Source organism: Streptomyces sp. Edi4 (genome assembly GCF_040253615.1).
GTDB lineage: Bacteria > Actinomycetota > Actinomycetes > Streptomycetales > Streptomycetaceae > Streptomyces.
The window spans coordinates 1-24,703 of record NZ_JBEJGY010000005.1 but is presented as its reverse complement, the minus strand read 5'-3'; the positions used below and the strand labels follow the sequence as shown (position 1 = coordinate 24,703).

At 70.1% G+C, this 24,703-nt stretch carries 24 protein-coding genes and 1 pseudogene; 16 read left to right on the top strand and 9 right to left on the bottom strand.

Going from position 1 to position 24,703, the window contains the following annotated elements:
- The first annotated feature begins 70 nt into the window (after positions 1-70).
- From ABR738_RS37210 to ABR738_RS37175, 8 genes are all read left to right on the top strand, one after another.
- Positions 71-355: a hypothetical protein gene (locus ABR738_RS37210; RefSeq protein WP_350234939.1), complete on the top strand. Its 285-nt coding sequence runs from the start codon at positions 71-73 to the stop codon at positions 353-355.
- Between the two features lie 89 nt (positions 356-444).
- Positions 445-1,131, top strand: coding sequence for a GGDEF domain-containing protein (locus ABR738_RS37205; protein ID WP_350234937.1), 687 nt, complete (start codon positions 445-447; stop codon positions 1,129-1,131).
- Entirely contained in the window at positions 1,128-1,571 is a 444-nt protein-coding gene (locus tag ABR738_RS37200; protein WP_350234936.1) for an ASCH domain-containing protein, read from the top strand. The genes ABR738_RS37205 and ABR738_RS37200 overlap by 4 nt, the downstream gene beginning before the upstream one ends.
- A complete protein-coding gene (locus tag ABR738_RS37195) occupies positions 1,568-1,846 on the top strand; it encodes a hypothetical protein (RefSeq protein WP_350234934.1) in 279 nt (92 codons plus the stop codon). The genes ABR738_RS37200 and ABR738_RS37195 overlap by 4 nt, the downstream gene beginning before the upstream one ends.
- Positions 1,847-1,868: 22 nt before the next feature.
- A complete protein-coding gene (locus ABR738_RS37190) occupies positions 1,869-2,078 on the top strand; it encodes a hypothetical protein (protein WP_350234933.1) in 210 nt (69 codons plus the stop codon).
- Positions 2,075-2,560: a hypothetical protein gene (locus ABR738_RS37185; RefSeq protein WP_350234932.1), complete on the top strand. Its 486-nt coding sequence runs from the start codon at positions 2,075-2,077 to the stop codon at positions 2,558-2,560. The genes ABR738_RS37190 and ABR738_RS37185 overlap by 4 nt, the downstream gene beginning before the upstream one ends.
- The gene (locus ABR738_RS37180) at positions 2,557-2,742 is read left to right on the top strand and encodes a DUF8839 family protein (RefSeq protein WP_350234931.1); all 186 of its coding nucleotides are present in this window, start codon (positions 2,557-2,559) and stop codon (positions 2,740-2,742) included. Before ABR738_RS37185 ends, ABR738_RS37180 begins: the two co-directional genes overlap by 4 nt.
- Before the next feature lie 87 nt (positions 2,743-2,829).
- Positions 2,830-3,090, top strand: coding sequence for a hypothetical protein (locus tag ABR738_RS37175; protein WP_350234930.1), 261 nt, complete (start codon positions 2,830-2,832; stop codon positions 3,088-3,090).
- A gap of 108 nt (positions 3,091-3,198) precedes the next feature.
- On the opposite strand, the gene ABR738_RS37170 is transcribed toward ABR738_RS37175, so the two are convergent.
- The 3 genes from ABR738_RS37170 to ABR738_RS37160 all read right to left on the bottom strand — a co-directional run bounded on the left by ABR738_RS37170 (position 3,199) and on the right by ABR738_RS37160 (position 6,065).
- A complete protein-coding gene (locus ABR738_RS37170) occupies positions 3,199-4,107 on the bottom strand; it encodes a ParA family protein (RefSeq protein ID WP_350234929.1) in 909 nt (302 codons plus the stop codon).
- 43 nt (positions 4,108-4,150) lie between these two features.
- Positions 4,151-5,647, bottom strand: coding sequence for a ParB/RepB/Spo0J family partition protein (locus ABR738_RS37165; RefSeq protein WP_350234928.1), 1,497 nt, complete (start codon positions 5,645-5,647; stop codon positions 4,151-4,153).
- A gap of 112 nt (positions 5,648-5,759) precedes the next feature.
- Positions 5,760-6,065, bottom strand: a complete 306-nt coding sequence (locus tag ABR738_RS37160) for a hypothetical protein (RefSeq protein ID WP_350234927.1) — start codon at positions 6,063-6,065, stop codon at positions 5,760-5,762.
- A 352-nt stretch (positions 6,066-6,417) separates the two neighbouring features.
- Between ABR738_RS37160 and mobF the strand changes: the two genes are divergently transcribed.
- On the top strand, positions 6,418-8,313 hold the full coding sequence (mobF, locus tag ABR738_RS37155) for a MobF family relaxase (protein ID WP_350234926.1): 1,896 nt from the start codon (positions 6,418-6,420) through the stop codon (positions 8,311-8,313).
- 1,177 nt (positions 8,314-9,490) lie between these two features.
- Here mobF and ABR738_RS37150 read toward each other — a convergent pair.
- Entirely contained in the window at positions 9,491-9,919 is a 429-nt protein-coding gene (locus ABR738_RS37150) for a hypothetical protein (protein ID WP_350234925.1), read from the bottom strand.
- A gap of 677 nt (positions 9,920-10,596) precedes the next feature.
- On the opposite strand from ABR738_RS37150, the gene ltrA reads away from it, so the two are divergent.
- The 3 genes from ltrA (at position 10,597) to ABR738_RS37135 (ending at position 14,502) form a co-directional block, all read left to right on the top strand.
- Positions 10,597-12,063: a group II intron reverse transcriptase/maturase gene (gene ltrA, locus ABR738_RS37145; protein ID WP_350234924.1), complete on the top strand. Its 1,467-nt coding sequence runs from the start codon at positions 10,597-10,599 to the stop codon at positions 12,061-12,063.
- 580 nt (positions 12,064-12,643) lie between these two features.
- Positions 12,644-13,876: a replication-relaxation family protein gene (locus tag ABR738_RS37140; protein WP_350234923.1), complete on the top strand. Its 1,233-nt coding sequence runs from the start codon at positions 12,644-12,646 to the stop codon at positions 13,874-13,876.
- 98 nt (positions 13,877-13,974) lie between these two features.
- Positions 13,975-14,502, top strand: a complete 528-nt coding sequence (locus ABR738_RS37135) for a hypothetical protein (protein ID WP_200719425.1) — start codon at positions 13,975-13,977, stop codon at positions 14,500-14,502.
- A 227-nt stretch (positions 14,503-14,729) separates the two neighbouring features.
- On the opposite strand, the gene ABR738_RS37130 is transcribed toward ABR738_RS37135, so the two are convergent.
- Positions 14,730-15,176: a hypothetical protein gene (locus tag ABR738_RS37130; protein WP_350234922.1), complete on the bottom strand. Its 447-nt coding sequence runs from the start codon at positions 15,174-15,176 to the stop codon at positions 14,730-14,732.
- 261 nt (positions 15,177-15,437) lie between these two features.
- On the opposite strand from ABR738_RS37130, the gene ABR738_RS37125 reads away from it, so the two are divergent.
- Together ABR738_RS37125 and ABR738_RS37120 are read left to right on the top strand one after the other, a co-directional pair.
- Entirely contained in the window at positions 15,438-17,351 is a 1,914-nt protein-coding gene (locus ABR738_RS37125; protein ID WP_350234921.1) for a pRL2-11, read from the top strand.
- 116 nt (positions 17,352-17,467) lie between these two features.
- Positions 17,468-18,280: a hypothetical protein gene (locus tag ABR738_RS37120; protein WP_350234920.1), complete on the top strand. Its 813-nt coding sequence runs from the start codon at positions 17,468-17,470 to the stop codon at positions 18,278-18,280.
- Between the two features lie 100 nt (positions 18,281-18,380).
- Here ABR738_RS37120 and ABR738_RS37115 read toward each other — a convergent pair whose 3' ends face one another.
- Positions 18,381-18,785, bottom strand: a complete 405-nt coding sequence (locus tag ABR738_RS37115) for a restriction endonuclease (RefSeq protein WP_350234919.1) — start codon at positions 18,783-18,785, stop codon at positions 18,381-18,383.
- A complete protein-coding gene (locus ABR738_RS37110; RefSeq protein WP_350234918.1) occupies positions 18,782-19,255 on the bottom strand; it encodes a hypothetical protein in 474 nt (157 codons plus the stop codon). The genes ABR738_RS37115 and ABR738_RS37110 overlap by 4 nt, the downstream gene beginning before the upstream one ends.
- Before the next feature lie 80 nt (positions 19,256-19,335).
- Here ABR738_RS37110 and ABR738_RS37105 point away from each other — a divergent pair, with 80 nt between their 5' ends.
- The gene (locus ABR738_RS37105; RefSeq protein WP_350234916.1) at positions 19,336-20,574 is read left to right on the top strand and encodes a helix-turn-helix domain-containing protein; all 1,239 of its coding nucleotides are present in this window, start codon (positions 19,336-19,338) and stop codon (positions 20,572-20,574) included.
- Positions 20,571-21,113 (top strand): flavoprotein, encoded by a 543-nt coding sequence (locus ABR738_RS37100; RefSeq protein WP_350234915.1) that lies wholly within the window; start codon positions 20,571-20,573, stop codon positions 21,111-21,113. Before ABR738_RS37105 ends, ABR738_RS37100 begins: the two co-directional genes overlap by 4 nt.
- 216 nt (positions 21,114-21,329) lie before the next feature.
- Here ABR738_RS37100 and ABR738_RS37095 read toward each other — a convergent pair whose 3' ends face one another.
- The gene (locus ABR738_RS37095; RefSeq protein WP_350234913.1) at positions 21,330-21,722 is read right to left on the bottom strand and encodes a hypothetical protein; all 393 of its coding nucleotides are present in this window, start codon (positions 21,720-21,722) and stop codon (positions 21,330-21,332) included.
- Positions 21,722-24,128: pseudogene (locus ABR738_RS37090) on the bottom strand (helicase associated domain-containing protein). Before ABR738_RS37090 ends, ABR738_RS37095 begins: the two are co-directional and overlap by 1 nt.
- Positions 24,129-24,703 lie beyond the last annotated feature (575 nt).

Here is a 24,703-nt window from a genome sequence, read left to right as displayed (position 1 = left end):
CCGCCCTGCCCCCGAGGACAGGACGGCGCGGTGGCCCCTCACACACCAGGCACGGAAGGAGATGGGCGTCATGCCGAACCACAGGTTCTTCGAGGTAGACGTCCCGATACACAACGCCGCCAACCCGGACCTGCGGGGGCTGCACGTCTTCACCGGCGAGGCGGACTCCCCCACCACGGCCCTGCGCCGCGCCCACGAGGTGTACGACGCCGCGCTCACCGCGCACACGGCCGGACTCGAGATCCCCGGCAAGCAGCCGGACAGCTGGGGAGCGCGCGGGCTGCGGCCCGGATGGGCGCTGGAGTGGCCCGCCGCGAAGGCCGGCCCCTGGCGCAACCCCGTCAGCACGCAGTAGCTCCGCCCCGGGACAGCCGCCCTGCTTGACCGGCTGACGACTGCCCCGGGCCCATCCATCCCGTACGAGACGAGACGGAGAACCCAAGTATGTCCTCCCTCCTGCGCTTTCAGGCCCGGATCGGGCAGCGCACCCTCTTACTGACGACCGCCGCTCTCCCGCTGACCGGCTGGACCGTCCACGCCCTGACGCTCCACCGGCGCCTGGCCGACGCCCGCAAGGACCTGCTCACCGGCTTGCCGTGCCGGCCGGAGTTCATCGCGTACGGCGAACGGCTCCTGCGCACCCGCCGCCGGGACGCCGTGCACGTCCTGATGCTGGACGGGGTCGACTTCAAGGCCGTCAACGACACCTACGGGCACGCCGCGGGCGACACCGTCATCCAGACCATCGGCCGACGCCTCGCCCGCTGGAGCGCGAACCGTACGGCGCTCACGGCCCGGCTGGGCGGCGACGAATTCGCCGTCTGCGCCGTGTTCCCGCCGTCAGCCGCCCTCACGGAGATCACCGCGCTGCGCGAGCAGCTGCAACAGCCCCTCCAGTACGAAGGCCACACGCTTCGCCTGGACGTCTCGATCGGCATCGCCCGCGCAGCGGACCTGCCCGGCGAGGACATGAGCCGCATCCTGCGCGGCGCGGACGCCGCGATGTACAAGGTCAAGGAGGGCGAGGCGACGTTCCCGTACTTCGCGACGCGGGCCGACGCCTACATGAAGACGGTCAACGGCCGCCGCGCCGGCCGCCGTGGGACGCACCTTCTGGCGCGTGCCGCGTGAGCGCCGCCGAACTCGAGGGCGGCGACTGGATCCGCGGCATCACCATCCGCCAGCCCTGGGCAACCTGCATCCTCGCCGGGAAGCGCACGGAGAACAGGCCGGTCAACTGGCCTTGGCGTGGCTGGGTCCTCCTGCACGCCGGGAAAGCGAAGCCGGAGCCCGCCGTGCTGCGCGATCCGCTGGTGGCCACCGCGATCCACGGCCGCGAGCTCCACCGCGGCGCGGTCATCGGCGTCGCCCGGCTCATCGACTGCCACCTGGACCGGGGGCCCGAGCGCTGTATCAGCCCGTGGGCGCAGCGCGGCGTTCACCACCTGGTCCTCGCCGACGTCCACGAACTGCCGTTGCCCGTGCACGCCACGGGCGCGCTCCCGGCCTGGAAGCCGACACAGGACCTCGTGGACCAAGTCTTCCAGCAGCTGCCCCATCTGCGGCCGTGACCCGCAGGAGCAGCAAGAAGCCGCTGTGGGAGCCGGGCCTGATCCCGGTCCCCGGCGGCTTACTGGACTGGCGCGACAACCAGCACTTCGACCGCTGGCAGGACCGCCCCTGCGCGCTGTGCGAGCAGCCCACGCCGATGCGCTCCCACTACGGGGAGCCCTCCCACAAGGCGTGCGCCGAACGCTGGATTTCCGAGCACCCCACCGAGGCCCGCCTCGGCAGGTTCGCCTCCGACGTCCAGCCCAAGCGCCGGCGCGACGACGACCACGCCTGAATCCCTCCCCCTGGAGGCTCCCGTGAACAGCACCCCGCCCCACGACGTCGACCGCGCCCTGGCCTACCCCGAACCGCCGGCCTCGCCGCTCTGGCACCGGCACGACACCAAGGCCCGGCCGCTCACCCCCGAGCAGCGGCGGCGCAACTACGAACTCCTGCTCCTCGCGCAGCACACCCCCCGACCCCGCACCCCGCGCACCCCCAAGACCCGGGCGGAGGCCCGCTCATGACCTCTCAGACGCACCTCGCCATAGACGGCTACGTCGACGCCATCCCGGCCCCCGGCACCCGCTGGGGCACCGCGACGTTCGACCTGGTCCACTCCCCCAACAACGCGGACCGGATCGCGCCCGACACCCCGGACACCGTCTACGCCTGCACCACCGGCGACCCGCGCATCGCCCACGCCCTGCTGAACGAGATCCAGCCCGGCGACCTCCTGCGCGTCACCGGCACCGTCGTCCAGCCCGACGACCCGACCGACCCGGCCCTGCTCACCGTCCACGCCATGGAAGTCATCGAGGCCGCCCCCGCCCCGGTCCTCTACGACCTGGTTCTGGAGCGCTGGGGCGGCTACGCGGCCATATTCGACGCGGACCGGGACACCGTGCCGGTCTTCACCACGGACGGGGCCTGGGTCGGCGAGGCCACCAGCCCCGACACGATCCTCGACCTGATCGACGCGTACGAGGACGGCGGTGACACGCGATGACGACCGCCACCGTGCCGCGCACCGTCCTGGAGCGCTTCCCCGCCGGTCACCCCCGCGGCTCCTGGCCCGCCGACGACTACGCCGCCGCCCAGCGCGCCCAGGGCATCGACGCCCAGGTCGTGATGGACCTGGCCACCGACCAGTTCCTCGTGGTCACCGACCACGCCCCCACCAAGTCCTGAACGCCCCGCCCGCAGACAGGCCCGGGGCGGCCGCCGGCCACGAGCCCGGCCGCCCCGGCGCCACTCACCTCACAGAACGGAATCGCGATGCTCACACAGCTCTGGGTCGGCACCTACCACGGCGCTCACGACGGGGAGCGCGTCGTCGTCACCACCACCCGGGACGGCGCACAGCCGATCCCCTACGGCCTGGAGTGCACCTGCGGCTTCTCCCAGCGCCACACGGACCCCGTGGCCCTGGACCGCGTCGCCTGGCGACACACCCACCCCACCCTCTGGGACCGCTGGAAGCGGAAGGCCCGGAGGCTGCGGCGCTCCGCCCGAGCCCCACGCGCGACTGCCGCCTGAGCCCGTCCAACACGAAGGCCCGTACTCCCTGTGAATGCCGCAGGGGGTACGGGCCTTCGTGCGTTTCCGGGCCTAGCTGGTCGGTACTTTCACGCGTGAAAGTGGATTTCAGCGCTGCGGAAATCCCAGAGCTGTAGCGACCTTCGCGTAGTCCTGAGCCGGTCGGGAGTTCGGCGAGAGGAGCGGCACCGCGCACTCGTTGCGGTAGATCTTGGTGGCGACGCCGGACCAGTGCACTGGCGGCAGCAGTATGTCGCCGTACTCCTCCTTGAGCTCGTTGAACGTCTCCCAGTGCTCCTCGGTCCCGAACGAGGCTGTGGGAGCGGCGCAGGCCATCACGTATTTCATCTGCGGCCGGATCCCGCGCCGCTGGTACATGCGGCGCTCGCTGATCTCCTTGAGCTTCTTCTCCAGCCGGACCAGCGCGTCGGCCTCCTTGTAGGTGCACAGCACCGGCGGGATGACCGCGCCCTCGGTCTCTTCGTCCAGGAGCACGAGGGCCGTGACCGTCAGGCGTCCGTACGTGGCCGGCGGGTCGATGAGGACGACGTCGACATCGAACTCTTCCGCCAGGTCGTCCAGGCCGTCCTTGAGCCAGAAGACGTTCCCGTCCTCAGCGTTGAGGATCCGCTCTGCGTCGTCGATGTCCGGGTGATCGAGGTCGCCGGGAGCGATCCAGACGTTCGGGATCTCGGTGAACGAGTCGTCGCCGTCGCCGTCCGGGTCGGTGCGGTACCGGGCCTGGACGATGATGTCCTTGAGCTGCGCCTTGTCCGCCATCACGTCGGTGAGGCTCTTCTGTCCCGGCTTGAACACACGGCGGCCCAGCACTCGGGTGGCGTTGCACTGTGGGTCAAGGTCGATGACGAGGACGCGGTAGCCGCGCAGGCCCAGCTGCACGGCGAGGGCCGTGGTGGTGGACGTCTTGGCCGTGCCGCCGGCCTTGAGGGCGAAGATGAACACCTTGTAGGCGCGCCTGACGTTCTGCGCCCTGGTCTTCGCGAGTGTGCTGGTCATCTGGTCTCCGTGGAGGCTGAGCCGTCCTGTCGGGGGCGGGCGGTCACTGTTTCCCGCGTGAAAGTAGCTCCACCTGCTGCTGCTCCCACTCGCTGAGCTGGTACGAGGCGCGGCTGGTGGCGAGGAACTGAACGTGCGCGACGTCGCGAGCGTCCCACGCCCGGTCCGGCTGTGCGGCCCGCACTTCGTCGGCGGCCAAGCCGATGGCGAAGGCGGCACGGTGCATCAGTCCGGAGTCCTCGGATACGGCGACAGCCGCGAAGTAGTCGGTGGGGCGCTTCTTGCTGGACGGCCCCTTCTTCAGCTCCACCAGCCATCCGTGGGCCTTGGCCGCCGCCTGCTTCCACTCGTTCGGGTTGAGCACCACAGTGACGAGACGGGCGTTCGACTCCGCCCCCTTCGCGAACCGCTCCTCAGCGAGCAGCAGTCGGCACGCCAAGTCCCGCTGGTCCGCCGCAGCCTTGCGGAGCACCTCGGGATCTACGACCGGGGCCGGCGAAGCTGCGGGCGCGGCCCCATCGGCCGTCTCGATGACCGCGACGGCGGCCGGGGCGGCAGCGGTCTCGCCCTGTCCCGTCTCGCCGCCATCGCTGGGGGACGTCACCGCCTTCGGCGTCGCACCGGAAGGAGCCTGGTCCTCCCGGGTCTGGGCGCTGCTTTCCTCCCGCGGCTCCGGTACAGCCACCGGGGCCGCGGGCGACTTTCCCGCGTGAAACTGCTGCTGCCCCTCCAGGGCCACCCGGTTCTTGGCGGCCTCCACGGACAGCTTCTCGTCTCGCATCAGCTGCCAGCCGCGCAGCTGAAGGGTGTGTGCCTCGGGGGACTCCTTCTTCCCGTCGGCGTCCTTGAGCAGCGAGAGCGAGTAGCCGGCGCGCATCGACAGGTCCCCGATGTGGATCGCCTGCTGAACGTCCTGGGGGAGCTTGAGGAGCGCGAGGTACTTCGACACCGTCCCCGCGGTGTATCCGGCTCGCTCGACGACCTCGTCGAAGCTGAGGGCCCGGTCTTCGTCCTCGTGGACGCGCTGGCGCAGCAGGTCGATCGCCAGGGCCTGCTCGATCGGGGAAAGACCGGCGCGGCTGTTGTTCTCGGAGACCAGCTCTTCCTCGACGCGGCGATCTCGGGCGAGATCATCGCGAAGGACCGCAGGCATGACGCGCCCCGTCGCGAGCGCAGCGGCGTGCCGCCGGTGACCAGGCCCGAGGATGAAGGTCCGGTCGGGGTGTTTCACCCTGGATGCCCACTGCGGGTAGCACTCCACGAAGACCTTGGTGTGCATCACGATGCCCGGCGTGTGGACACCGCGCTCGCCTACGTCCGCGATCATCGCGTCCATGTCGCGCAGCTCAAGCCGCATGTTCATCGGGTTGGGCGAGATGGTCTCCGGGTCGAGCTCCAGGAGCTCGCCGTCCTCGGGAGGCAGAGCGTGGATGTCCTGGCTGCCCGTGAGGCCAGCCTTCTCACGGTCGGCTCGCAGAGTGCCGCTACCGCCGCCCTCGCCCTTCTTCTTACGCTTCGGCCGAGGCAGCGGCGTCGTCATCTTGTCCTCCGAGGTGGTGCAACCTGTCGGACCGAACCCTAGCGGCCAGACGCCCCTGGCCTCAGCCGGACCGTCTTGGTTTCACGCGTGAAAGTAGCCGGGAGACCTCGGGTTAGGGGCCGGTGAGGATGTCGTGGGTGCCGATGCGGCGCCAGATCACGTGCGGTGTGCCGGGGCGGAGCGCCGGACCGTACTGCCAGGTGGCGCGTCCTGCGGGTCCGGTGCCCATGGACCAGGTGAGCTCGTAGATGCCCGGTGCTCGCTGGACTCGCTTGACGCGGAGACCGGCACGAAATCGTCCTCCGGCGCGCAGGTCTTCGACGAAGGCCATCACGGTCTGGCGGAATCGGCGGCGCTGTTCTGGGGTGAGGCGGTCCAAATCGGTGGTGAAGCGGGGCAGGGCTTCGTAGGTCGGCACGTCGGTCCTCCAGGAAGCACGAAGCCCCCGGGGTTGCCGGGGGCGGTGGGTGTCTCGCTCGGGTGGAAGGGAGTCGGTGACGTAGTGCGGGGTGGGGCGTCGTTGGTCGTCGTCCGGGGGAGCGGCACGTGAAGGTGCGCCGTATACCGGTGGAGTCGGTTACTTGGCGTTTCTGAGGCGTGTGGGACTGGTTGTCGCGCAGCATTTGCCTGGCCCTGAGAGGTGTTCGCCTGACGGGCGGGGCGTCGCCGCAGATGCCCGTCCGGCGGGATCGGCGGTGAAGTTCTGGTGAACCCTCCCGCCTCACGGGATCGGGCTTTCTTCGCAGGTCAGAGCCGTGTTCGCTGCCGGGATGCTCAGTGTTGCGAAGGTTCAGAAGCGGAACGCCTGGCGCTACTACGTACGTGGTGTCGCCTTCGGTGACGGCCGTCGTCCGGCCCGTCAGGCGTTGAAGGACGCCCAGGAGATAGCCGGGCTACCGCCCGGGGTGTGGATGGGGCGCGGCCTGGCCGCGCTCGGGCTCACCGCCGGACAGGAGGTGACCGAGCGGCAGATGGAGCTCGTCTTCGGGGAAGGCCGGCACCCGGATGCCGACCGGATCGAGCGCGAGCTCCTGGACGACGGGGCCGACCCGGAGACGGCCCGGCTGGCGACCGTCCTGGGGCAGCCGGTCGAAGAGATCGAGCGGCGCAAGGCGACCCCCTTGTTCGCGCTCGACTTCGTCTTCCGGCCGCAGGCGTCCCTGGTCGTGCTGTGGGCGCTGGGCGACGACCGCACCCGGCGCGTCATCGAGCGGGCGCACGAGAGGGCCATCGAGACGGTGCTGCGGTGGCTGGAGGATGAGGTCGCACAGACCCGGTGGTCGTCGGGTCGTAAGCGTGCGAAGGCGCCGGCCCTGGTGGTCTCGCGGTGGAGGCACTTCGACAACCGCGACGGTTTTCCGCTGCTCCACGACCACTGCCTGATCCTCAACCGGGCGCAGCGCCCGGACGGCACCTGGGGCGCGCTCGACACCCGCCGCCTCTTCCAGAACTTCGTTTCGGCCGGGACGCTCTACACGCTCACCATGACGACCGAGGTGTGTGAGGAGTTGGGTCTGGCGACCGTGCCCCGGGAGGTGACGGCGGGCCTGCGCCCCGTGATGGAGGTGGCCGGGGTGGAGCAGGACCTCATCGACTGGTCGTCCACTCGCCGCGAGCAGATGGCGCCGGTGCTGGAGCGCATCACCGACAAGTACGTCAAGAAGCACGGTCGGCTGCCCGGCGAGCGCGGCCGTAACGGACTGGGGTGGTGGGCGGCGCAGGACACCCGCCGGGAGAAGAAGACTCCGAAGCCGCTGGAGCAGCTGCGCGCGTGGTGGCGTGCGTCCGCGATCCTGCGCTTCGGCAAGGAGATGGTCGACGGGCTGCTGGAGCGGTGCCAGGCAGCGGGGAAGGCGATCCGGGCCCGGGTGAGGCCGGTGGTGGACACCGCGCTCGCCGCCGTCGACGTCGCCGCGGTCGTCTTCACGGTGCGCCGGGCCTTCGCCCGCCGCCACGTCCTGGCCGAAGCGCGCCGGCACTTGCTGGAGACGCTGCGCGGCCGTGGCTTCACGCGCGGCCTGGACGACTACATCGCGGATGCGGCCCTGTCCCGGCACGCCCGTCAGCTCACCGTCCCCGTGCCCGGCCGCCGGGCCCCCGCCCCGGACCAGCTCACCTACACCGCGGACTTCGCCTGGCCGCACCGGTGGTGGGTCGCCGGGATCGACGGGAAGCCGCCACGGGAGTCGTCCCGGTACGAGCGGGCCCGGGTCGCCAGCCTCGCCCTGCAGAACGCGATCCGCGACGCCCGGATCCTGTCGGGCGCGCGGGACGAAGCGCCGGCCGCGACCACGTCGGCCACCGCGTACGCCGCCGACGACCACCACCACGACGACCAGGCGGCGCCGCACGCCGTCGACCACCCCGGCCGGGACGCCGCCCTCACCCCGGCGCAGCGGGCCGCCGCCGTCCACGCCCATCAGCAGGCCGCGATGCCCGAAGAGCACCTGGAGGGCCGGACGACCGATCCCGCCACGTGGCTGCACACACCGAAGAACCTTGCCCGGCTGGCCGCCCACACCCAGGCCGCCGAAGCCCGCGCCCGCCTCATCGCGGACCGACCGCAGCCGCAGCAGCCGGCCAAGGACGCGGACGACCCCGCCCGCCAGCAGCAGCACCACACGACGCAGCCCGAGCAGGGCAGGGGAGCGGGCCAGGGCCTCTGACGAGGACACCAATCGGCCAGCGGCTGGGAGAGCTGACCGCCACCACATCCGGGCGCCCCACGGACAAGCCGTCTGTGGGGCGCCCGCGTCTGTCGACCCGAAGGCGGGGCCGGCCCGCGATGCACCGCCCGGAGAGTGGAGCCCATCGTGGTGCGCCACCCAGTGGGAGTGGACTCCACCGTGGCGCGCATCGAGTGGGGAGTGGAGCCCACCGCGATGTCCACCGGATGGGAGTGGAGCCCACTCCGCATTCACTGGCCGACGGGGGAGTGGGCCACCCGGCATCCGGTGCGCGCACGCGATGTCGACGATGTACGGCATCGCGCCCATCGCGCGCACCGACGATGTCGTGCACTCCCGGGCCGCCGCACCCGGTGCGCATCGTGATGCGCCGCCGCCCCGGCCACCGCACCACCGGTGCGCGCACGGAGACGATGGTGCGCACCGGCCGACCCGGGTGCGCGCACCACATCATCGGTGCGCGCACCGTGCGCACCGCTTGCCCGAGCCGGTGCGCACCACTCGGCTGCCACCCCGAAACGCGCGCACCAGAACCGCCCTCGCGCCGATTCTGTGTGACCTGCCACACAGTCAGGCATTCCATAACGCGCATTTGGGACTTTGGCGGGACGGAAGTCAAGGGGGTCTGTGATATGAGGACTTCGCTTGATCCGGCCCTTGCGGCGGAGTCCTCGCGTGCTGCCCAGGAGCGCGCCGCGCGCCGCGATGCGCACCACGGGACGGTCGGTGCGCGCACCATCCCCGCGGCCGCGCCGACGGTGCGCGCACCGACCGCACCGGGCCGCGCACCACCGCACCGACGATGCGCGCGGCGCGCACCACCGGTGCGCACCACCGCATCGCGATGCGCACCACCGGCCCGGGAGTGGACGCCACCGTGCGGAGTGGACCGCACCCGATGTCCGCCACCGCATCCGATGTCCGGACGATGCACTGCATCCGATGCGCGACATCGTGGTGGGAGTGCCCTGCATCGGCTCGGGAGTGCGCGACATCGTGGTGGGGAGTGCACAGCATCCGATGTACACCGGCGCGGTCCGGACGGGTGCATCGTTCCTTGACCGGGTTCGCTACGTGCGACATCCCGCCCGAACAGGACAGCGCCCGAGGGGGGAGAAGTCTCCGTCCCCGGGCGCCGTCCCGGCTTTCGCTCGGCTCAGGAGGCCACGGCCGCCGGCCGCCGGGGAGCGTCGCCACGGACGTCGGACAGGAACTGGCTCACCTGGTCGACCTCCTGCATGGCTTCGATCAGGAACCCCGCCGCGATGTAGGCGACCTCTGCCCCGCCGCCCGAGTAGCACCACCGCTTGAGGTACCGGCTCGCCACCGCCGCGAGCTTGTCCATGACGTACGCGGACTCGCAGTCGGCGTGTTCGTCGGGCACGGCGGTGAGGTACTGGTCCAGCAGCAGCGCACCGAACTCGCCCATCAGATGCGCCAGCTCCTTGCCGTCCCGGTGGAACTCCTCCAGGCGGGCCCGTGCCTCCTCGGTGTCCTGGTCGTGCCAGACCAGCTCCACGTAGTCGGCGGCCCGCCAGATCTGCTCCGGGGTGAGCGCGGGCAGCTTCGACGACGTCGTCTCCATGACGATTCCTCTCCGTACAGGCCGCGCGCCTGCTGCGCCCGGCCGGTGATCACACCTTCGAAGCCGGGCCCTGTGGACAGAGGCCGGTGCGCCGTGAGGCGCTCGTTGTTCGAGTGGAGGTGAAGGACCACCACCAATCCCCTGTCGCAGCAGGGGATTTGAAGCTGAGGGCAGCCCGACCCGGGAGGTGCCGGGGAGGGTGGCAAGCGGCCCTGACAAAGCCGGGACGTACCAGCACTGCCAGATGGTGCGGGTCCGGCAAGCGAGACGGAAAGGAGTACGAGAGGAACCGGTGCTGACGCTCCCTCAATCCACACCAGCTCGAATCTGGTGGATATGGGCTGGATGCGGTGCGTTTCCGCCTTGATAAGGGGGCGGGAAACTTCCCGAGAACCATCGGTCTGGGGCTCGGGGAGGCCACGGTGAAGTGCTGCGGGGTAACTGTGGCGATGCCGCGGGGGTAGAGCCGGGCTCCTAATCCGTCGATCGAACAACGAGTGAACACGGGAACCGTCCCGGCCCTGACCTCGGACAACACGTCCAGTGGTGTTCGAGGCTGGGCCCACCGTCGGCCGATCGGGCCGGGACGGGGCGGAGCCGCCGTAGTACTCCGAGCCGGGGAAAGCCCGGCACATGGGGAAGGGCGGCAGCGGAATCGAGAAGGGAAGGAGGCTGCAATGCCGAAAGACGCACTGCTGAACAGCAGTGCCCCCGAGGCCCCCATGGGGTCTCACCAGCGGGTATCGGGGATGCAGGCCAAACTTCACCGTTGGGCGGCGGCCGATAAAGGCCGCAGGTTCGACGATCTGTTCAACCTCGTGCACGACCCGGCGACGCTGCTTGCGGCGTTCGAACGGGTCGCGGGCAACAAGGGCGCGAACACCCCAGGCGTCGACGGCATCACAACCGTCAACGTGGAGCGCGAAATTGGCACTCAAGGGTTCCTGGAGGACCTTCGTCGCGCACTCCGGACGGGTGAATTTCGCCCACTGCCGGTGCGCGAACGCAAGATCCCCAAGCCTGGCGGAAGTGGGAAGGTGCGCAAGCTCGGCATCCCGACCATTGCCGACCGGGTGGTCCAGGCCGCTCTCAAGCTGGTGCTGGAGCCGATCTTCGAGGCCGACTTCGAGCCGGTCTCCTACGGTTTCAGGCCTCTGCGGCGGGCACACGACGCGATCGCTGAGATCCACTTCTATGGCACCAACGGCTACCGCTGGGTCCTGGACGCGGACATCGAGGCGTGCTTCGACTCGATCGACCACACGGCCCTGATGGATCGGGTGCGAACACGGGTCAAGGACAAGCGCGTGCTGCTGCTGGTCAAGGCGTTCCTCAAGGCCGGCGTTCTCACTGAGAGCACCGTCCGTGAGACCTCCTATACCGGAACCCCGCAGGGCGGCATCCTCTCCCCGCTGCTGGCGAACATCGCTCTGTCGGCGCTCGATGAGCACCTGATGGACCCGTGGAAGCCGAGCGGGAAGATGTCCACCGCATCCCGACGCCAAGGCCGACGTCGCAAGGGTCTGCCGAACTGGCGGATCGTCCGCTACGCGGACGATTTCGTCGTACTCGGAGACAGCAACCGTGACGACACCGAAGCGCTGCGCGAGGAAATCACCGACGTGCTCCGGCCTCTGGGTCTGCGCCTCTCCGAGGCAAAGACGCAGGTGGTGCACATGTCGGAAGGGTTCGACTTCCTGGGGTTCCGCATCCAGTGGCGCCGCAAGCGAGGAACGGACAAGTGGTACGTCTACACCTTCATCGCTGACCGGCCCATCCGGCAGCTGAAGGGCAAGATCCGTGCCCTGACGAACAGAAAGTCGCAGCAGGACCCAGGTCAAGTGCTGATCAGGCTCAACCAGATCATGCGCGGCTGGGCCAACTACTTCAAGCACGCGGTTGCGAAAGTCACCCTGAAATCCCTCCAGAGATTCGTCTGGCACCGGGTGATCAGCTGGTGGATCGTGCTGCACCGCTGGAGGTGGAAGGACGTCCGTCGACGCTTCACCGACCAGAACGGCCGGTGGCGCAGACCCTCGGCGGACGGGATCGAATTGTTCGACCTTCAAACGGTTTCGGTCACCCGATACCGCTACCGAGGCAACACGATCCCCAACCCCTGGATGGCCCTCAACCACGTCTGAACGGCAGATTCCGTGGAGAGCCCGGTGCGTTGAGAGGCGCACGCCGGGTTCGGCGAGCGGCACGGAGAAACGGACCGGTGGCAACACCGGCACCGCGCTCCGTGCCGACTCAACCGTCTGTCGGGACGGGGTGGCTGACTGTGGCGTCGCTCACGGACAAACCGCTCAGTGAATACCTAGTCAAGGCGGAAACGGACACCTCTCGGGGGTGAGCGTCAGACAGCGGACAAGGGGTGCTTTCCGACGGTGGCCCCGGCTCGTGCGCACCTCCGCGTGCGGGCCGGACGCTCACCGACCCGGCCCGCAGGCCGGAGGAATCGAGGACACCGTGCCCGCCGACTTCACGCCCGACCCCGCCCGCGAACCGCACGACACCCACGACCAGGCGCCCGCCGGCGACGTCGACCAGGTCCCGCAGGCCCCCTCCACGGGCCCCTCCATTGCCCCCTCCACGGCTACTTCGCCCGCCGGGCGCGTATCCGCAGGTCAGCCCCGGCAGAACAGGGCCCCTGGCACGTTCGACAACCCTTCTAAGTCTTCGAAGCAGACATGGAAGCCAACCCACACCAGGAAGAAGGAAGTGCTGAAGGCTCTCGGGATCTTCCAGAGGGCTACCGCTGAACACCTGTGGCGGATGCTGCGCCCCGGCGACTCGCACGACCGGTGCACGAGGGACACCCTCAACGCCCTCAAGGGCGAGGGGAAGGTCCGGGTGGAGACGCGCCTGGAGTCGAACCATCAGCTGTGGGTGCTCACCGAGCGAGGACACAAGGAAGCCAAGCAGCTGCTGCCGGAGAACGTCCGGGTCTCCGCGCTGCGCAAGCTCGAGGTCGACGACGACGGCGAGCCGGTCGCCGGCGAGGGCTTCGACGAACACGCGGCCGCCGTCACGATGACCGCCGCGGTCCTCACCGGGGCCGGGTTCGGCACCCCGCTGTCCTGGCAGACCGAGATCGGCCACAAGCTGCCCTACGGGTACACCCAGTACGCCGACCTGACGATGCGGGCCCCGGACGTCGACGTGCCCGCGATGCTCCTGGAGGTCGACCGCGTCAACGAGCCCGTCGACGTCCTGGTGGACAAGGTGCGCCGCTACACCGAGTGGTTCGAGCTCCTGGCGCCGAAGGCCGACAAGGTCAAGGCGCAGGCGGCCCGCTACTCCGGTGAGGCGGCGGTGCACGGCTTCCGGCTGTGGTCGCGGATCTACCCGGCGACCGGCCGCGAGGGCTACGTGCCGGTGGCGTTCGTGTTCACGGGTAAGACGAAGGCGCAGCGGGCCAGCAGGATGCGGCGGCTGGAGCAGGCCGCCCGTTCCTACTTCGCCGGCGTCAAGTACGCGGGCGGTGACATCACGGCCGTCGACTACCACCAGGCGCTGCCCGTGGTCGTCACCGAGCTGGAGCGGATCACGGCCGATCCGGATGGGGCGGCGGGGAAGGTGTGGCGCAGGCTCGGGCGCGATGAGTGGCAGACGCTGACCGACGCCCTGGACAACCCCGACGGTGACCGGCTGTACGTAGTGCAGGCGGAGCAGGCCCGCAAGCGCCAGAAGGAGCGGGAAGCCGCGGACCGCGAGGCGGAGCGGCCCGTGTGCAGGCGCTGCGGAGCGAAGTTCACCGACGACCGGTGGCAGATGGTCCGGCAGTACCGGGCTGAGCGGCTCAACGAGCTGTGCGGACCGTGCCTGACCGAACACCACGAGCAGGTGCAGGCGGAACGAGCCGCGCAGCGCCAGGCGGAGGAAGCCGCGGCCCGGGAGGCGGCCGAAGCGGAAGCGAAGAGGAACCGCGGACTGTTCGGCCGCCGCCGGTAGCCGCGCGCGGCCCGGCGGCCGGAGGACGTCTTGTCCGCTGCCGGGCCGGGACGGAAAGATCGGATGCGGACCATCCACGACCGAGGGGGAAGAACACGGTGAGCAACAAGCTGCTGGCACCAGACGGCTGGCTCGTACTGGGACTGCCCTGGCCGGAGCAGACCCGAGACGGCTGGGGCGAGTGCGCGGTGGCCATCGCCCCGACGATGATCCCCCGCGACCTCGTCAGCAAGGGCGCCGGCATCGCGCTCGATCTCGCGAGCGCCCTGGCCCGCGACCCGAAGGACGGGCCGGGCAAAGCGGTGTTCTTCTCCGACGTCACCCTCTGGCTCGACAAGCAGGGCAAGGACTGGGCTGACTTCGGCGCCGACTACGAAGCCGTCATCGACGAACTCGTCAAGGCACCGGTCCCGCAGCTCTACATGACGCTCGTGCAGAAGGCCCACGCCATCCTGTGCGATGCCAGCCGCGACGGGGTGCGCCTGTACTACCCGGGCGGCGACGTCGAACACGTCACCCCGCAGGTACGCGCCGACGTTCACGCCGCCATCACCACCAGCCTGGAACGGGACTGGCCGCCCTACATTCAGGGCCTCATCGACCGCGGCGCCTTCCAGACCCGATAGCCGTACCGCCCACGGCGACGGGCCCGGCCTTCACCCAGGCCGGGCCCGTCGCCGTCCCCGCCGCGCTGTCGGTGGTGGCTGGGCGGCTGGTCGGATGAACGACGGTGCGACGCCGTCGACCGGCCGCACGTGCTCGGGCGGCCATTGCCTCATGCTGCTTCGCGCGATCTGTCCCGGGGCGAGCCGGGTCGATGGACGACGCGCAAGCGTGGGGCGGGAGCGACGCGCTATGACATGCGGCTGTAGTCCTGCGGCGCCTTGCGCAGGATCGCGACCATTTGTTCCTGGGTGAGCGAGCGGTACACCGGAGCGGAGCAGCTGGCGATCTTCTGGAACAGGACTTCGGCCGGGATCGGGGGAACGTTCGCGAAGAGCGGGTGGTGGTCTGCCCCGGTGCCCTCGCTGAACTCCCGGTGCAGGAGCCAGATGGCCTCGGCAAACATGGGGTAGTTGCCTTCGTGCTTGGCCCAGAGGCATTTCAGCGACTCGAAGCCGGTGTCGCGCTTCACGAAGCCCCACCAGTACGACATCTCGGCGGTCTTGTCCTCGAACTTGTCGTCGTGCTGGAACTCAGTCCAGTCGTTGAGGATCTCCCAGCGCAGTGCGTTGACGATCACTCCGCTCGGTGCGTCGGTCTGCGCCATGTCGGACACGAACCCTTCATCAAAGGACATCCCGCCACCGTAGCCACTTCGTGAGTTGGCGACTCCCGATCCGTGACCTCCGCCGGTTCGGAACGCGAAGAATTTCAGGACCGCGCGATGCCTGACAGGTCAGGGCGTCACAACTTGCCCCACTTCGGGATGGTTTTATCTCCGGGTTCGCGGCCTTTATCCACAGGTGAACCTTTCTAAGTTCTGTGCCTGAGCGTCGGTGTCCGCTTTTCGCGACACCGTCACGCCCGCACGCACAACCAGAACGAAGGGCGGACAGCCGTGGCGCAGACGAAGTTCGACAAGCAGGTGGAAGAGACCGCCGAATCAGTGGCGTTCGGCATCGGCCGGTTCCTGGCCGGCCGCCCCATGGACGGGGAGCGGAAGACCAACGCGACGTTCTGGCGCAAGGGCACCCGCGTCCTGCCCAAGGTCGAAGGCAAGGTGTCCCGCTCTTCCTACCGGGCCGGGTGGCAGCGCCTGACCTTCCGCGTCAGCGGCCTGGCCGCGACGGGTGGGGCCGGCTACTGGGCGCTGTGGGAGAACCAGGACTCCACCTTCGCCACGGCGCGCGACGTCTGGGAGAACCCCGACCCCGCCATCGCGGCCGCGGAGACGGGCGGCATCGCCGTCGCTTCGGCTGCGGCGGTCGGCGGCGTCGCGTACGGGCTGCTGACCCGCAAGCGCCGCGAGTTCATGCGCGAGTGGGTGACCCCGCTGCACGAGGCGCTCGCCGTGCCGCTGGGCATGTCGGAGCTGACCGACCCGCGCCGCTACCTCCACGTACCCAGGGACTTCTCCGACGACGACGCCCAGATACGCATCGACGTGCCCACCCACATGCGCTTCAACGAGGACCTGGTCGCCGACCTCATCGTCAAGAAGCTCGCCCTGGAGAACGTCTCCTTCACCTGGCGCCGGGCGGGCAAGGACACCCACGTCATCGTCAAGAAGCGCAAGGCCCCGCCCAAGAAGCTGAGCCTGTCCGATCCCGGGGTGCGCGAGATCCTCGCGAAGATGCCCGAGTCCGCGCCGCTGATCGGGCTGGGCTCGGGCAAGAAGAAGGTCTCCGTCGACCTGGACGCCGACTCCCCGCACGTCCTGATCTCCGCAGGCACCGGCGGCGGCAAGTCGACGATCCTGCGCTGCATCACCTGCCAGTTCGTCCACAACGGCGCGCTCGCCTTCGTCCTGGACTTCAAGCGGATCTCCCACACCTGGGCGCGCGGCGTGCCCGGCGTCACCTACTGCCGCGACATCGGCGAGATCCACGACGCCCTGGTCCACCTTGCCCAGGAAGGCCGGCGCCGACTCGCCCTCGCGGAGGACCTGGCCGACGACGTCCTCGAAAAGGAGCCGTGGCGGGTCGGCCCGAGGATCGTGATCCTCCTCGAAGAGGTCAACGCGACCATGGCGCAGCTCAAGCGGTACTGGGCGAAGATCCGCGAGAGCGGCGACCCGAAGACGTCCCCGGCCATCGACGCGCTCGCCGAGATCCTCTTCATGGGCCGCCAGGTCCGCCTGCACGTGCTCCTGGTCGCCCAGTCCGCGACCGCCCAGGCCGTCGGCGGCCCGGCGATGCGCGAGAACTTCGCCACCCGGATCCTGGTCCGCTACACCCTCAACGCCTGGCGCATGCTCGTTCCCGAGGTCAGCCCCATCCCGATGGCGAGCGAGCACCCAGGACGCGTCCAAGTCGTCACCCGCGGCCGCGCCCAGGAGACGCAGGTGCTGAACCTGTCGAACGCGGAGGCCCGCGAGTGGGCGATGTCCGGCGTCCACGCCAAGGGCAAGACCGGCCCCACCCTGCAGAAGACGACCGCCCCGGCCGTCGACCTCCTCACCGACGCCCCCGAGCTCCCGCCCGCGCCCGCCGCCGATCCGGTCTTCCTCGCCGACGCCTGGAGCCTCACACCACCAGCCCCGGCGGCTGACACCGCGGTGACGCCGCCGGCCGACCCGGCCCCGGGCCCGGTACCCGACCCGGACGAAGCGGTGGTCGGCCTGCGCGAGGCGTACGAGAACCACCTGTCGGACATCGTCGCCAGCCTCAAGGCCCTGCGCTGGGCCCGACAGAACGACCCGGACTTCCCCGGCCCGATCGACAAACGCGGCGCCGAATTCCTCTACCGCGTCGGCGACCTCAAGAAGTGGGCCCGCAACCGGCCCCGCGCCGGCACCACCGACCCGGGCTGACCATCCCGGCCCGCCGACGTCCGCGAACCGGCCCTGTCCGGTCCGGACGACACGATCCCCCCGCCTGGAAGAACAACCGGTTCGCCAGGCAGAGCACAGAAAAGGAACACCGCACCATGACGAAGAAGACGACCACGACGCTGCGCCTGACTGACCCCGCCGTCCGCGAGCACATGGAGGCGCTGCCCGCCTCCCAGGTCCTGATCGGCCTCGCCGACGACGGACAGCCGGTCTGCGTCGACCTGGACGGCGAAGGGCCGCACGTCCTGGTCTGCTCCGGCACCGGCGGCGGCACTACCACCGTCCTGCGCACCCTGGCCGCCCAGCTCCTGCACGACGGCTCCGACGGCCTGGTCCTCGACCACAAGCGGATCTCGCACCGGTGGGCCACCGGCGTGCCCGGCGTCACCTACTGCCGCGACATCGCCGACATCCACAACGCCCTGATGGGCCTGCGGGCCGAACTCCAGCGCCGCCTCCACCTCATCAACCAGGACGGTGACATCGACGACCTGCCGCGCCTGACGGTGGTGTTCGACGCCGCCGACGCCACCCTGGGGCAGCTGGCCCGCTACTGGGACACCGTCCGGGAGAAGGGAGACCCCAAGACGTCCCCGGCCGTCGACGCCCTCGAGTACGTGCTCTTCGCCGGACGCGAGGTCCGCATCCACCTTCTCGTCGGCGCCCAGCTCGACAGGGGCGTCCTCGGTGAGTGGCGCGAGAACTTCTCCACCGTGGTTCTGGGACGGGTGACCACCCGCACCTTCAAGCGCCTCGCCCCGCAGTTCCGCCCCGCCCCGGAGCCCAACACCCAGCCGGGCCACGTCCACGTCGTGCAGGGCTGGACCGCCCACCCGACGCAGGTGCTGCTCCTGACCGACACCGAAGCCGCCGCCGGGATCGCCGCCACGGCGACCGAAAAGGACTGACCGACCGGGAAGCCCCCGGCGGCTGCTGGCGTACAGCGGTCGCCGGGGGCTTTCGCGGGAGTCGCCCGGCGTCGACGGGGGAGGCGGCGCCGGGCGACGATCAGGGGGAGGCTGTGGTGGTCGTCTCCGCAGCAGGAGCGGTGCCTTGGAGCCGGTCCAGCCGCTCGTACAGAGCCCGCAGCGTACGGGCCCGGTCCCGGACTCGGAGCAGATCTCGCGAAGGCCGCGCCAGGCAGTCCTCAGCCTGGCCCATCACGAATTCGGCGAACAGGCGCCGGCCGTCGTCCTCGGGCAGCGTGACGGCGAGCGCCCGGACGTCGTCGGCGACGGCGCGGGCGGCCCCGGCGAGCAGCAGCCCGACCTGTTCGTAGTCGTCGGGCACCAGCGCGTCGGGATCGGACCACGTCAGCACGGCGCGGGCGACATGCTCGTGCGTGGTGCGATCGAGCGGCAGTTCCGCGGCGAGGTGTCCTTCGGGGTCGTACAGCACGGTGTAGCCGTTCATGACACGGGCGCCTCTTCGGGTGCGTCGACAGGAAGACCACGCAGACCCTGCGCGAGCCGGTCGGCGGGGAGCAGGGCAGGCGGCTCGCCGCCGCGCGGGTAGCTGATGAGGTCCGCGACCGCCGTGGTGTCCTCGTACGTGGCGGGCATCAGCAGCTCGCTGCCGCTGGACAGCACCCGCACCCCGGGCAGGCCCACCAGGACGTCGCCGGAGCCGGGGGCCACCATCACGTACAGCGTGCCGCGCAGGTGGTCGGCCAGGACCAGGGCCCCGCGCCGCGGGCCGATCCGCAGTGCGGCGAGCACGTCCAGGCCCCGATCCATGGGGGCGATGGCCACCGCGTCCCACTCCTTGCCGCAGGGGATCCACCGGGTGCGGTTCAGCCCTCGCACCCACCGCGCCTGCTTGTCGGTGCTGGGCTGCGCGAGATCGTGCCACGTTGGGGTGGACCGCTTTGGGGAGTTGGCCATATCGGGACGGTAGGGGCGGTATACCGGAGACAGCCCACACGATGTGTGTGGGTTCTCAACTCCGCACTCCGGAGCTCCCCATGGACCGCATCCAGTTCGGCCGCCGTGTCGCCTACTGGCGAGACCGCCGGCGCCACACTCAGCAGGAGTTCGCCGCGCTGATGCAGCGCTCCGTGCGCTGGGTGGAGGAACTCGAGGCCGGACGCCGCCAGGCGGACCCGAACCTGTCGGTGGCCACCGAGATCGCGGCGCGCCTGGGCATCACACTGGAGCGGCTGTTGCACGACCCGGCGGTGCTGTGTCCCGCCGACTCGGAGATCGCCGCCGTACGCCGCGCTCTGCAGCGCCACGACGTCATCACCGGCCGGTGCGATGGCTCCGGCACCGAGCCGGTCCCCGTCGCCGCCTTGCAGCGCGATCTGTGGCTGGCCCGCACCGGCTTCCAGGCCGGGCACTTCGCTCAGCTCGGGGTGCAGATCCCCAAGCTGCTCGTGGACGCCACCCGGGCCGCCGAACGCCACGAGGGCGACGACCAGCTGGAGGCGTACCGGCAGCTGTCGCTGACGCTGGAGCTGACCGAGGCCGCCGCCATCAAATGGGGCGACACCGAACTCGCCGTCGTGGCCGGCCACCGAGCGGTCGCCGCGGCCGAACGCTCCGAAGACGTCGTCATCATGGCGTCCGCAGCCCGTCACCTCGCGGACGCGATGACCAATCACGGCCAGGCCGCGGCCGCCGTCGCGTTCGTCACGGCCGCCGCCCGCCGCCTCGAGCCCGACCTCCTCCGGCGCGGACCCGAAGGGCTCTCCGTGCTGGGCATGCTGTTCCTCAAGGCCGCGATGGCGCAGGCCGCCGCCGCCGAAGCCGACGACCACAGCCCCGCCGCACTCGCCCGCTCGGTGCCCGGCTTCCTGGACCAGGCCGACGAACACGCCGACCATCTCGGCTTCGACGGCAACGAGCTGTGGACCAGCTTCGGCCCGACCAACTGCAAGCTCTACCGGGTTGCTGCCCACGTTCAGCTGAGCGAAGGCGCGGACGCCGTGGCCGTCGCAGCGGACATCCCCGGCGCCGCCCTCGCCGACCTCCCGCGCGAGCGCCGCGCCCACCTGCTCACTGACCGCGCCATCGGCGAGAAGCAGGCCGGCCTGCGCACCGAAGCGGTCGCCACGCTCCTCAAAGCGGAGGAAGAGGCCCCCGAGGAAGTCCTGTGCCGCCCCAGGACCAAGCAACTCGTGGAAGACCTGCGCCTGTTGGGCACCGGCTCTGCCGAGAGCCGCTTGCGCGCACTTGCTGATCGTTGTGGACTGCCCCGGTGACCACACGCACCCTGTACCTCATCGCCTGCGCCGCTCCGCCCACCCGCCGCCTTCACGTACCCGTCCGCGCCGCCCAGGCGGCCGGTTGGGACGTGTGCGTGATCCTCACGCCGTCCGCGTACAGGTGGCTCAGCGAGGACGCCGAAGGCGAGATCGAGGCCCTGACGGAGCTGACCGGACACCCGGTCCGCTGGCAGTACAAGCTGCCCTCGCAGCCGGACGTCCTGCCCGCCCCGGACGCGATCCTCGTGGCCCCGCTCACCAACAACACGCTCGCCAAATGGGCCACCGCGATCAGCGACACCCTCGCCCTCGGCCTGATCACCGAGGGCATCGGCCTCGGCCTGCCGATCACCGCCCTGCCCCACTTCAACGACGCCCAGGCCGCACACCCCGCCGTGGCCGGCCACATCGCCTTCCTCCGCGAAGCGGGCGTCACCGTGCTGCTCGGGGAAGGCGGATTCGTGCCCCACAAGCCCAAGCGCGGCGACCTCGACGCCTACCCGTGGCAGGCCGCGATCGACGCACTCCCCGCCTGACCCACAGGGGGAGCGGGCCCCAGACCCCAGGGGCTACACGCACACCAGTGCGATGCCGCCGCTCAGGACCCCAGGGCATCGCACTCCAGTGCGTGTAGGGCCTGGGGCGTGATGCCGCTGGCCCCGGACAGCGAAGGACCGCGGGCCGCCCAGCGTGCCCGGGGTCCTGTCCGCCCCGCCGCCCCAACTCCGGTTCGAGGGCGGCTCCTGGTGCACTCACCAGTCGTCAGGTGCGCTGCCCACCCACGCGATCGGCATGCCCTCACTGTTGCGGCCCCAGTGCGGTTCCTCCATCGACGTCTCGTGCCCGTCGGGCAGGACGCAGATCCGCCCCCAGCGGCCGTGCTTGCCCCCACAGAGCCCGGCGAGCCCGTCCGCGTCGCCTTCCGCCACGGCCTGGTCGTAGCGGTCCTGGAACGGCTGGAGACGGGCGCACAGCTCCATGCCCAGCTCCGTTTCCACCGCCTCCACCCGGTCCCGGGCCGCCCGCACCCCCGGGTCGGACAGCACAGCCGAGATGACGTCCTCCGCCTCCGCGAAGGCCCTCTCCCGGCCGTGCCGCCGTACGGCCTCCCGTACGCGCTGCTCTTCCCCGCGGTCACCGCTCATCACGCCGCCGCCCCTTCCGTCGTCGCCCACTCCAGCCCGAGGCCGGCCAACGTGGCGAGCTTGTCTGCGGTGAGCTTGGCCCGGCGGCTCTTGCTGTTGCTGAGGAACACCCCGAGCTTCACCTCACTCCCGTCCTCCAGCCGCTCCACATGAGCCCTGGGGACGGTCACAGAGCCCTCGCGGGCCTTGTACTGCGCCAGGGCCGCCACGCCCTTCTCGAAGGCGCTCACAGCCTTCTTGGGGGCCTTGGCGGGCTCCGCCTGCTCCGGGGGCAGCGGCACGACGCCCACCGCCTCCAGGAGCTCGCGCTGCCCGTCCATCAGGCCAGCCCAGACCGTGTGCTGACGCTGCTTCGCCAGCCACTTGCCCACGTCCATGCCGTGGACGGTGAAGCCCGGCAGGACGTCGGAGTGGTCCTCCTCGTCCGTCAGCAGCTCCCGCAGCGCGGCGTAGTGCCTCTGCCACTCCGCCGGCCACGCCGGGTTCCAGTGCTCATCCACGGCCTCCAGCGCCGTCTTCCACTCAGGGTGGCCCTCCAGCGCACCCACGCGCCGCAAATTCGAAAGCCACTGCCCCACCGGCCGGTCCAGCATCGTCGCGGACCGGGGCGCACACAGCGTCCAGTGCTGCTCGTAGTACGCCTTGGCGGCCTCCAGGTTCTCCTGGAAGCGTTCGTCCGTCAGGCTCCAGACCATGCCCAGCTTCTCCAGCCGCTGGGCGCGCAGGCCGGTCATCTGCCCCGCCCCGAACGCCCGTCGCTGCTCCGCGACCCACTGCCCCAGCGGGTACGCGCCCTCCTTGTGCCCGTACGGAACCCGGGCGTGAAGCTCACGATCCGTGAACTTCTTGAGCGCCGCCCAGCCGCGCCCCCAGTCCTGGCGCTCCGTGTCGATCACGTTGAAGGAAATCCAGTCCGCGACCATCACCGGGTCACGGGGAGCCGCAAAACGAAGCAGCAGACGGGATTCATCCTCGCCTTCCTCGGGCGGCGAACCGATGTACTCGGAAGGCTGCACGACGTCCTTCTGAGGCTCCTGCGGAATCGCGAGCAATTCGATTGCCTCTTCGTCGTGAGCGCGCAGACCCTCCAATACCTTCACCAGGGGCTTATACGATCCGGAGGTGAACATGTCTCCCGGCTTTTCTCCCGGCTGGAGAAATACCGGCACGATCAAAGAGGCCACCTTGCCCCTGTCCGGGCTTCTGACGCAGCGCCCGGCCGATGGCCTGGACGATGTCGTGCGGAGCGCCCTTGGGGTCCAGGAGGGCCACCGAGTCCACCGCGCGGATGTCGACACCCTCGCCCAGGACCCGGCAGTTCGAGAGCACCGCCCGCAGCGCCGTGGACCCGAAGCCGCCCAGCACTCCCCGCCGGCGCTCCGGGACATGCTCGCCACACAGCCAGTCCGCCCAGATCCGGGCGGGGTACTTCTCCGGCTGGTCAGCGTGCAGCTTCGCCGCGACGCGCTCCAGGCCCTCCGCGTACGCCTGTGCCTCTATCGTCCGGTGGTGGAAGGTGATGCAGGTGCTGAGGTTGTGCTGCTCCATCGTGTGCAGCAGCGCGGCCTGGAGCGCCCCCAGGCGCTCCCCGCGCACCTTCTCGCTGTGCCGCTCCTCGCCCATCAGCCGCTCCGGTGTGACGACCGGGTCCTGGAGCTCCAGGACGATGATCTGGTACCGCGCAAGCAGCTTCCGCGACACGGCCGACGCCAACGAGAGCTTGTAGAGGACCGGCCCGAAGACCTTCTCGTCATCCATGGAGGCCGCCATCTCACGCGGCAGCGGGTGGCGCGCGTCTCCCTCCGCGACCTCGCGGTTCAGCCGCTCCTCCCAGATCCGCGGCGTCGCCGTCAGGTACAGCCGGCGGTGCGACGGGATGACGCCCTGGCTGTGGACATCGGCCCACGCCTTACCCATCGAGCCACTTGTCCTGTGCGCCTCATCGACCACCGTCAGGTCCATCGGCGCCAGCTGCTGCCCGTAGGCACCCTCGAACGCCTCCGCCAGGACTCCCAACGAGGCGTACGTCCCGAAGATGGTGACCGGCCCGGTGCTGTGCCACAGGGCCAACTGCACGGGATTCGTGGTGGAGCGCACCTTGAGGTTCCACAGCTCCGGGTCGTCGGTGAGGCTGCACACCGCAACCGCCGGCCCCGCGTGCCCGGCCTCGCGCCACGCCTGCACCGTCTGGGTCAGCAGGTCCAGCGTCGGGACCAGAACGAGAATGCGGCCCTTGGGCACAATGCGCTTTGCCGACGTCGCCGCAATGATGGTCTTTCCCGTGCCACACGCGGCGTGCACCTGCCCGCGAAGGCCATTCACGGGAATACCGCCCGGCGGGATATCGAAGCCCCGCACGATGGCGGCAACGGCTTCGATCTGGTGGTCACGCAACTTCACGGCCAGTCCCCGTGTTCTCCTTTTCGCGGAATGTCGCGCGTAATCAGAATGGAAGGTCCCGGCGCGATGGTGTGGCCCCCGGGTTGTGGTGTCTGGACCCAAACACTACACAGGCGCGACCCGTGATGCATCACCCACGCGCCAACTTTGCACCCCCAGGGTGATACATGGCCGAATCTTACCCCGAAGCGGCCGGTTGTCCTGTATGCTGATGGGGTATTGGTGAGTGTGACCGGGCAGTTTCGAAGATGGGGGGAGTGGTCAGGGTGGAGCAGCAGATCGCGTCACTGCGGCGAGGCCGGCATCCGATCGAGCCGACAGTCCGTCACATCCGTTGCGGGGGTGGTGGTCAGGAACCCCAAGCCCTACACAGGCCCCCGCATGATGCACCTCCCCTTGCTGCCAGCCCAGGCGACCACGCTTGCGCGGGTGCCCGCAATGAGCGCTTGCGCGAATTGCATTCCCTCCCGGAATTCCGTTTACGGAATTCCGTCCCGGCGCTTGCGCCGGAGTTCGAATTGCGCTTGCGCAATTCATTCACTATGACCCGGCTTGCCGGGGCATATCCCGCTCCGCGGGAT

What these genes read in the sequence shown, in the direction of transcription:
- ABR738_RS37210 (WP_350234939.1), top strand. Translation starts at nt 71, where the DNA reads ATGCCGAACCACAGGTTCTTCGAGGTAGACGTCCCGATACACAACGCC.
- ABR738_RS37205 (WP_350234937.1), top strand. Translation starts at nt 445, where the DNA reads ATGTCCTCCCTCCTGCGCTTTCAGGCCCGGATCGGGCAGCGCACCCTC.
- ABR738_RS37185 (WP_350234932.1), top strand. Translation starts at nt 2,075, where the DNA reads ATGACCTCTCAGACGCACCTCGCCATAGACGGCTACGTCGACGCCATC.
- ABR738_RS37180 (WP_350234931.1), top strand. Translation starts at nt 2,557, where the DNA reads ATGACGACCGCCACCGTGCCGCGCACCGTCCTGGAGCGCTTCCCCGCC.
- ABR738_RS37175 (WP_350234930.1), top strand. Translation starts at nt 2,830, where the DNA reads ATGCTCACACAGCTCTGGGTCGGCACCTACCACGGCGCTCACGACGGG.
- ABR738_RS37170 (WP_350234929.1), bottom strand. Translation starts at nt 4,107, where the DNA reads ATGACCAGCACACTCGCGAAGACCAGGGCGCAGAACGTCAGGCGCGCC.
- ABR738_RS37165 (WP_350234928.1), bottom strand. Translation starts at nt 5,647, where the DNA reads ATGACGACGCCGCTGCCTCGGCCGAAGCGTAAGAAGAAGGGCGAGGGC.
- mobF (WP_350234926.1), top strand. Translation starts at nt 6,418, where the DNA reads ATGCTCAGTGTTGCGAAGGTTCAGAAGCGGAACGCCTGGCGCTACTAC.
- ABR738_RS37150 (WP_350234925.1), bottom strand. Translation starts at nt 9,919, where the DNA reads ATGGAGACGACGTCGTCGAAGCTGCCCGCGCTCACCCCGGAGCAGATC.
- ltrA (WP_350234924.1), top strand. Translation starts at nt 10,597, where the DNA reads ATGCCGAAAGACGCACTGCTGAACAGCAGTGCCCCCGAGGCCCCCATG.
- ABR738_RS37130 (WP_350234922.1), bottom strand. Translation starts at nt 15,176, where the DNA reads ATGTCCTTTGATGAAGGGTTCGTGTCCGACATGGCGCAGACCGACGCA.
- ABR738_RS37120 (WP_350234920.1), top strand. Translation starts at nt 17,468, where the DNA reads ATGACGAAGAAGACGACCACGACGCTGCGCCTGACTGACCCCGCCGTC.
- ABR738_RS37115 (WP_350234919.1), bottom strand. Translation starts at nt 18,785, where the DNA reads ATGAACGGCTACACCGTGCTGTACGACCCCGAAGGACACCTCGCCGCG.
- ABR738_RS37110 (WP_350234918.1), bottom strand. Translation starts at nt 19,255, where the DNA reads ATGGCCAACTCCCCAAAGCGGTCCACCCCAACGTGGCACGATCTCGCG.
- ABR738_RS37105 (WP_350234916.1), top strand. Translation starts at nt 19,336, where the DNA reads ATGGACCGCATCCAGTTCGGCCGCCGTGTCGCCTACTGGCGAGACCGC.
- ABR738_RS37095 (WP_350234913.1), bottom strand. Translation starts at nt 21,722, where the DNA reads ATGAGCGGTGACCGCGGGGAAGAGCAGCGCGTACGGGAGGCCGTACGG.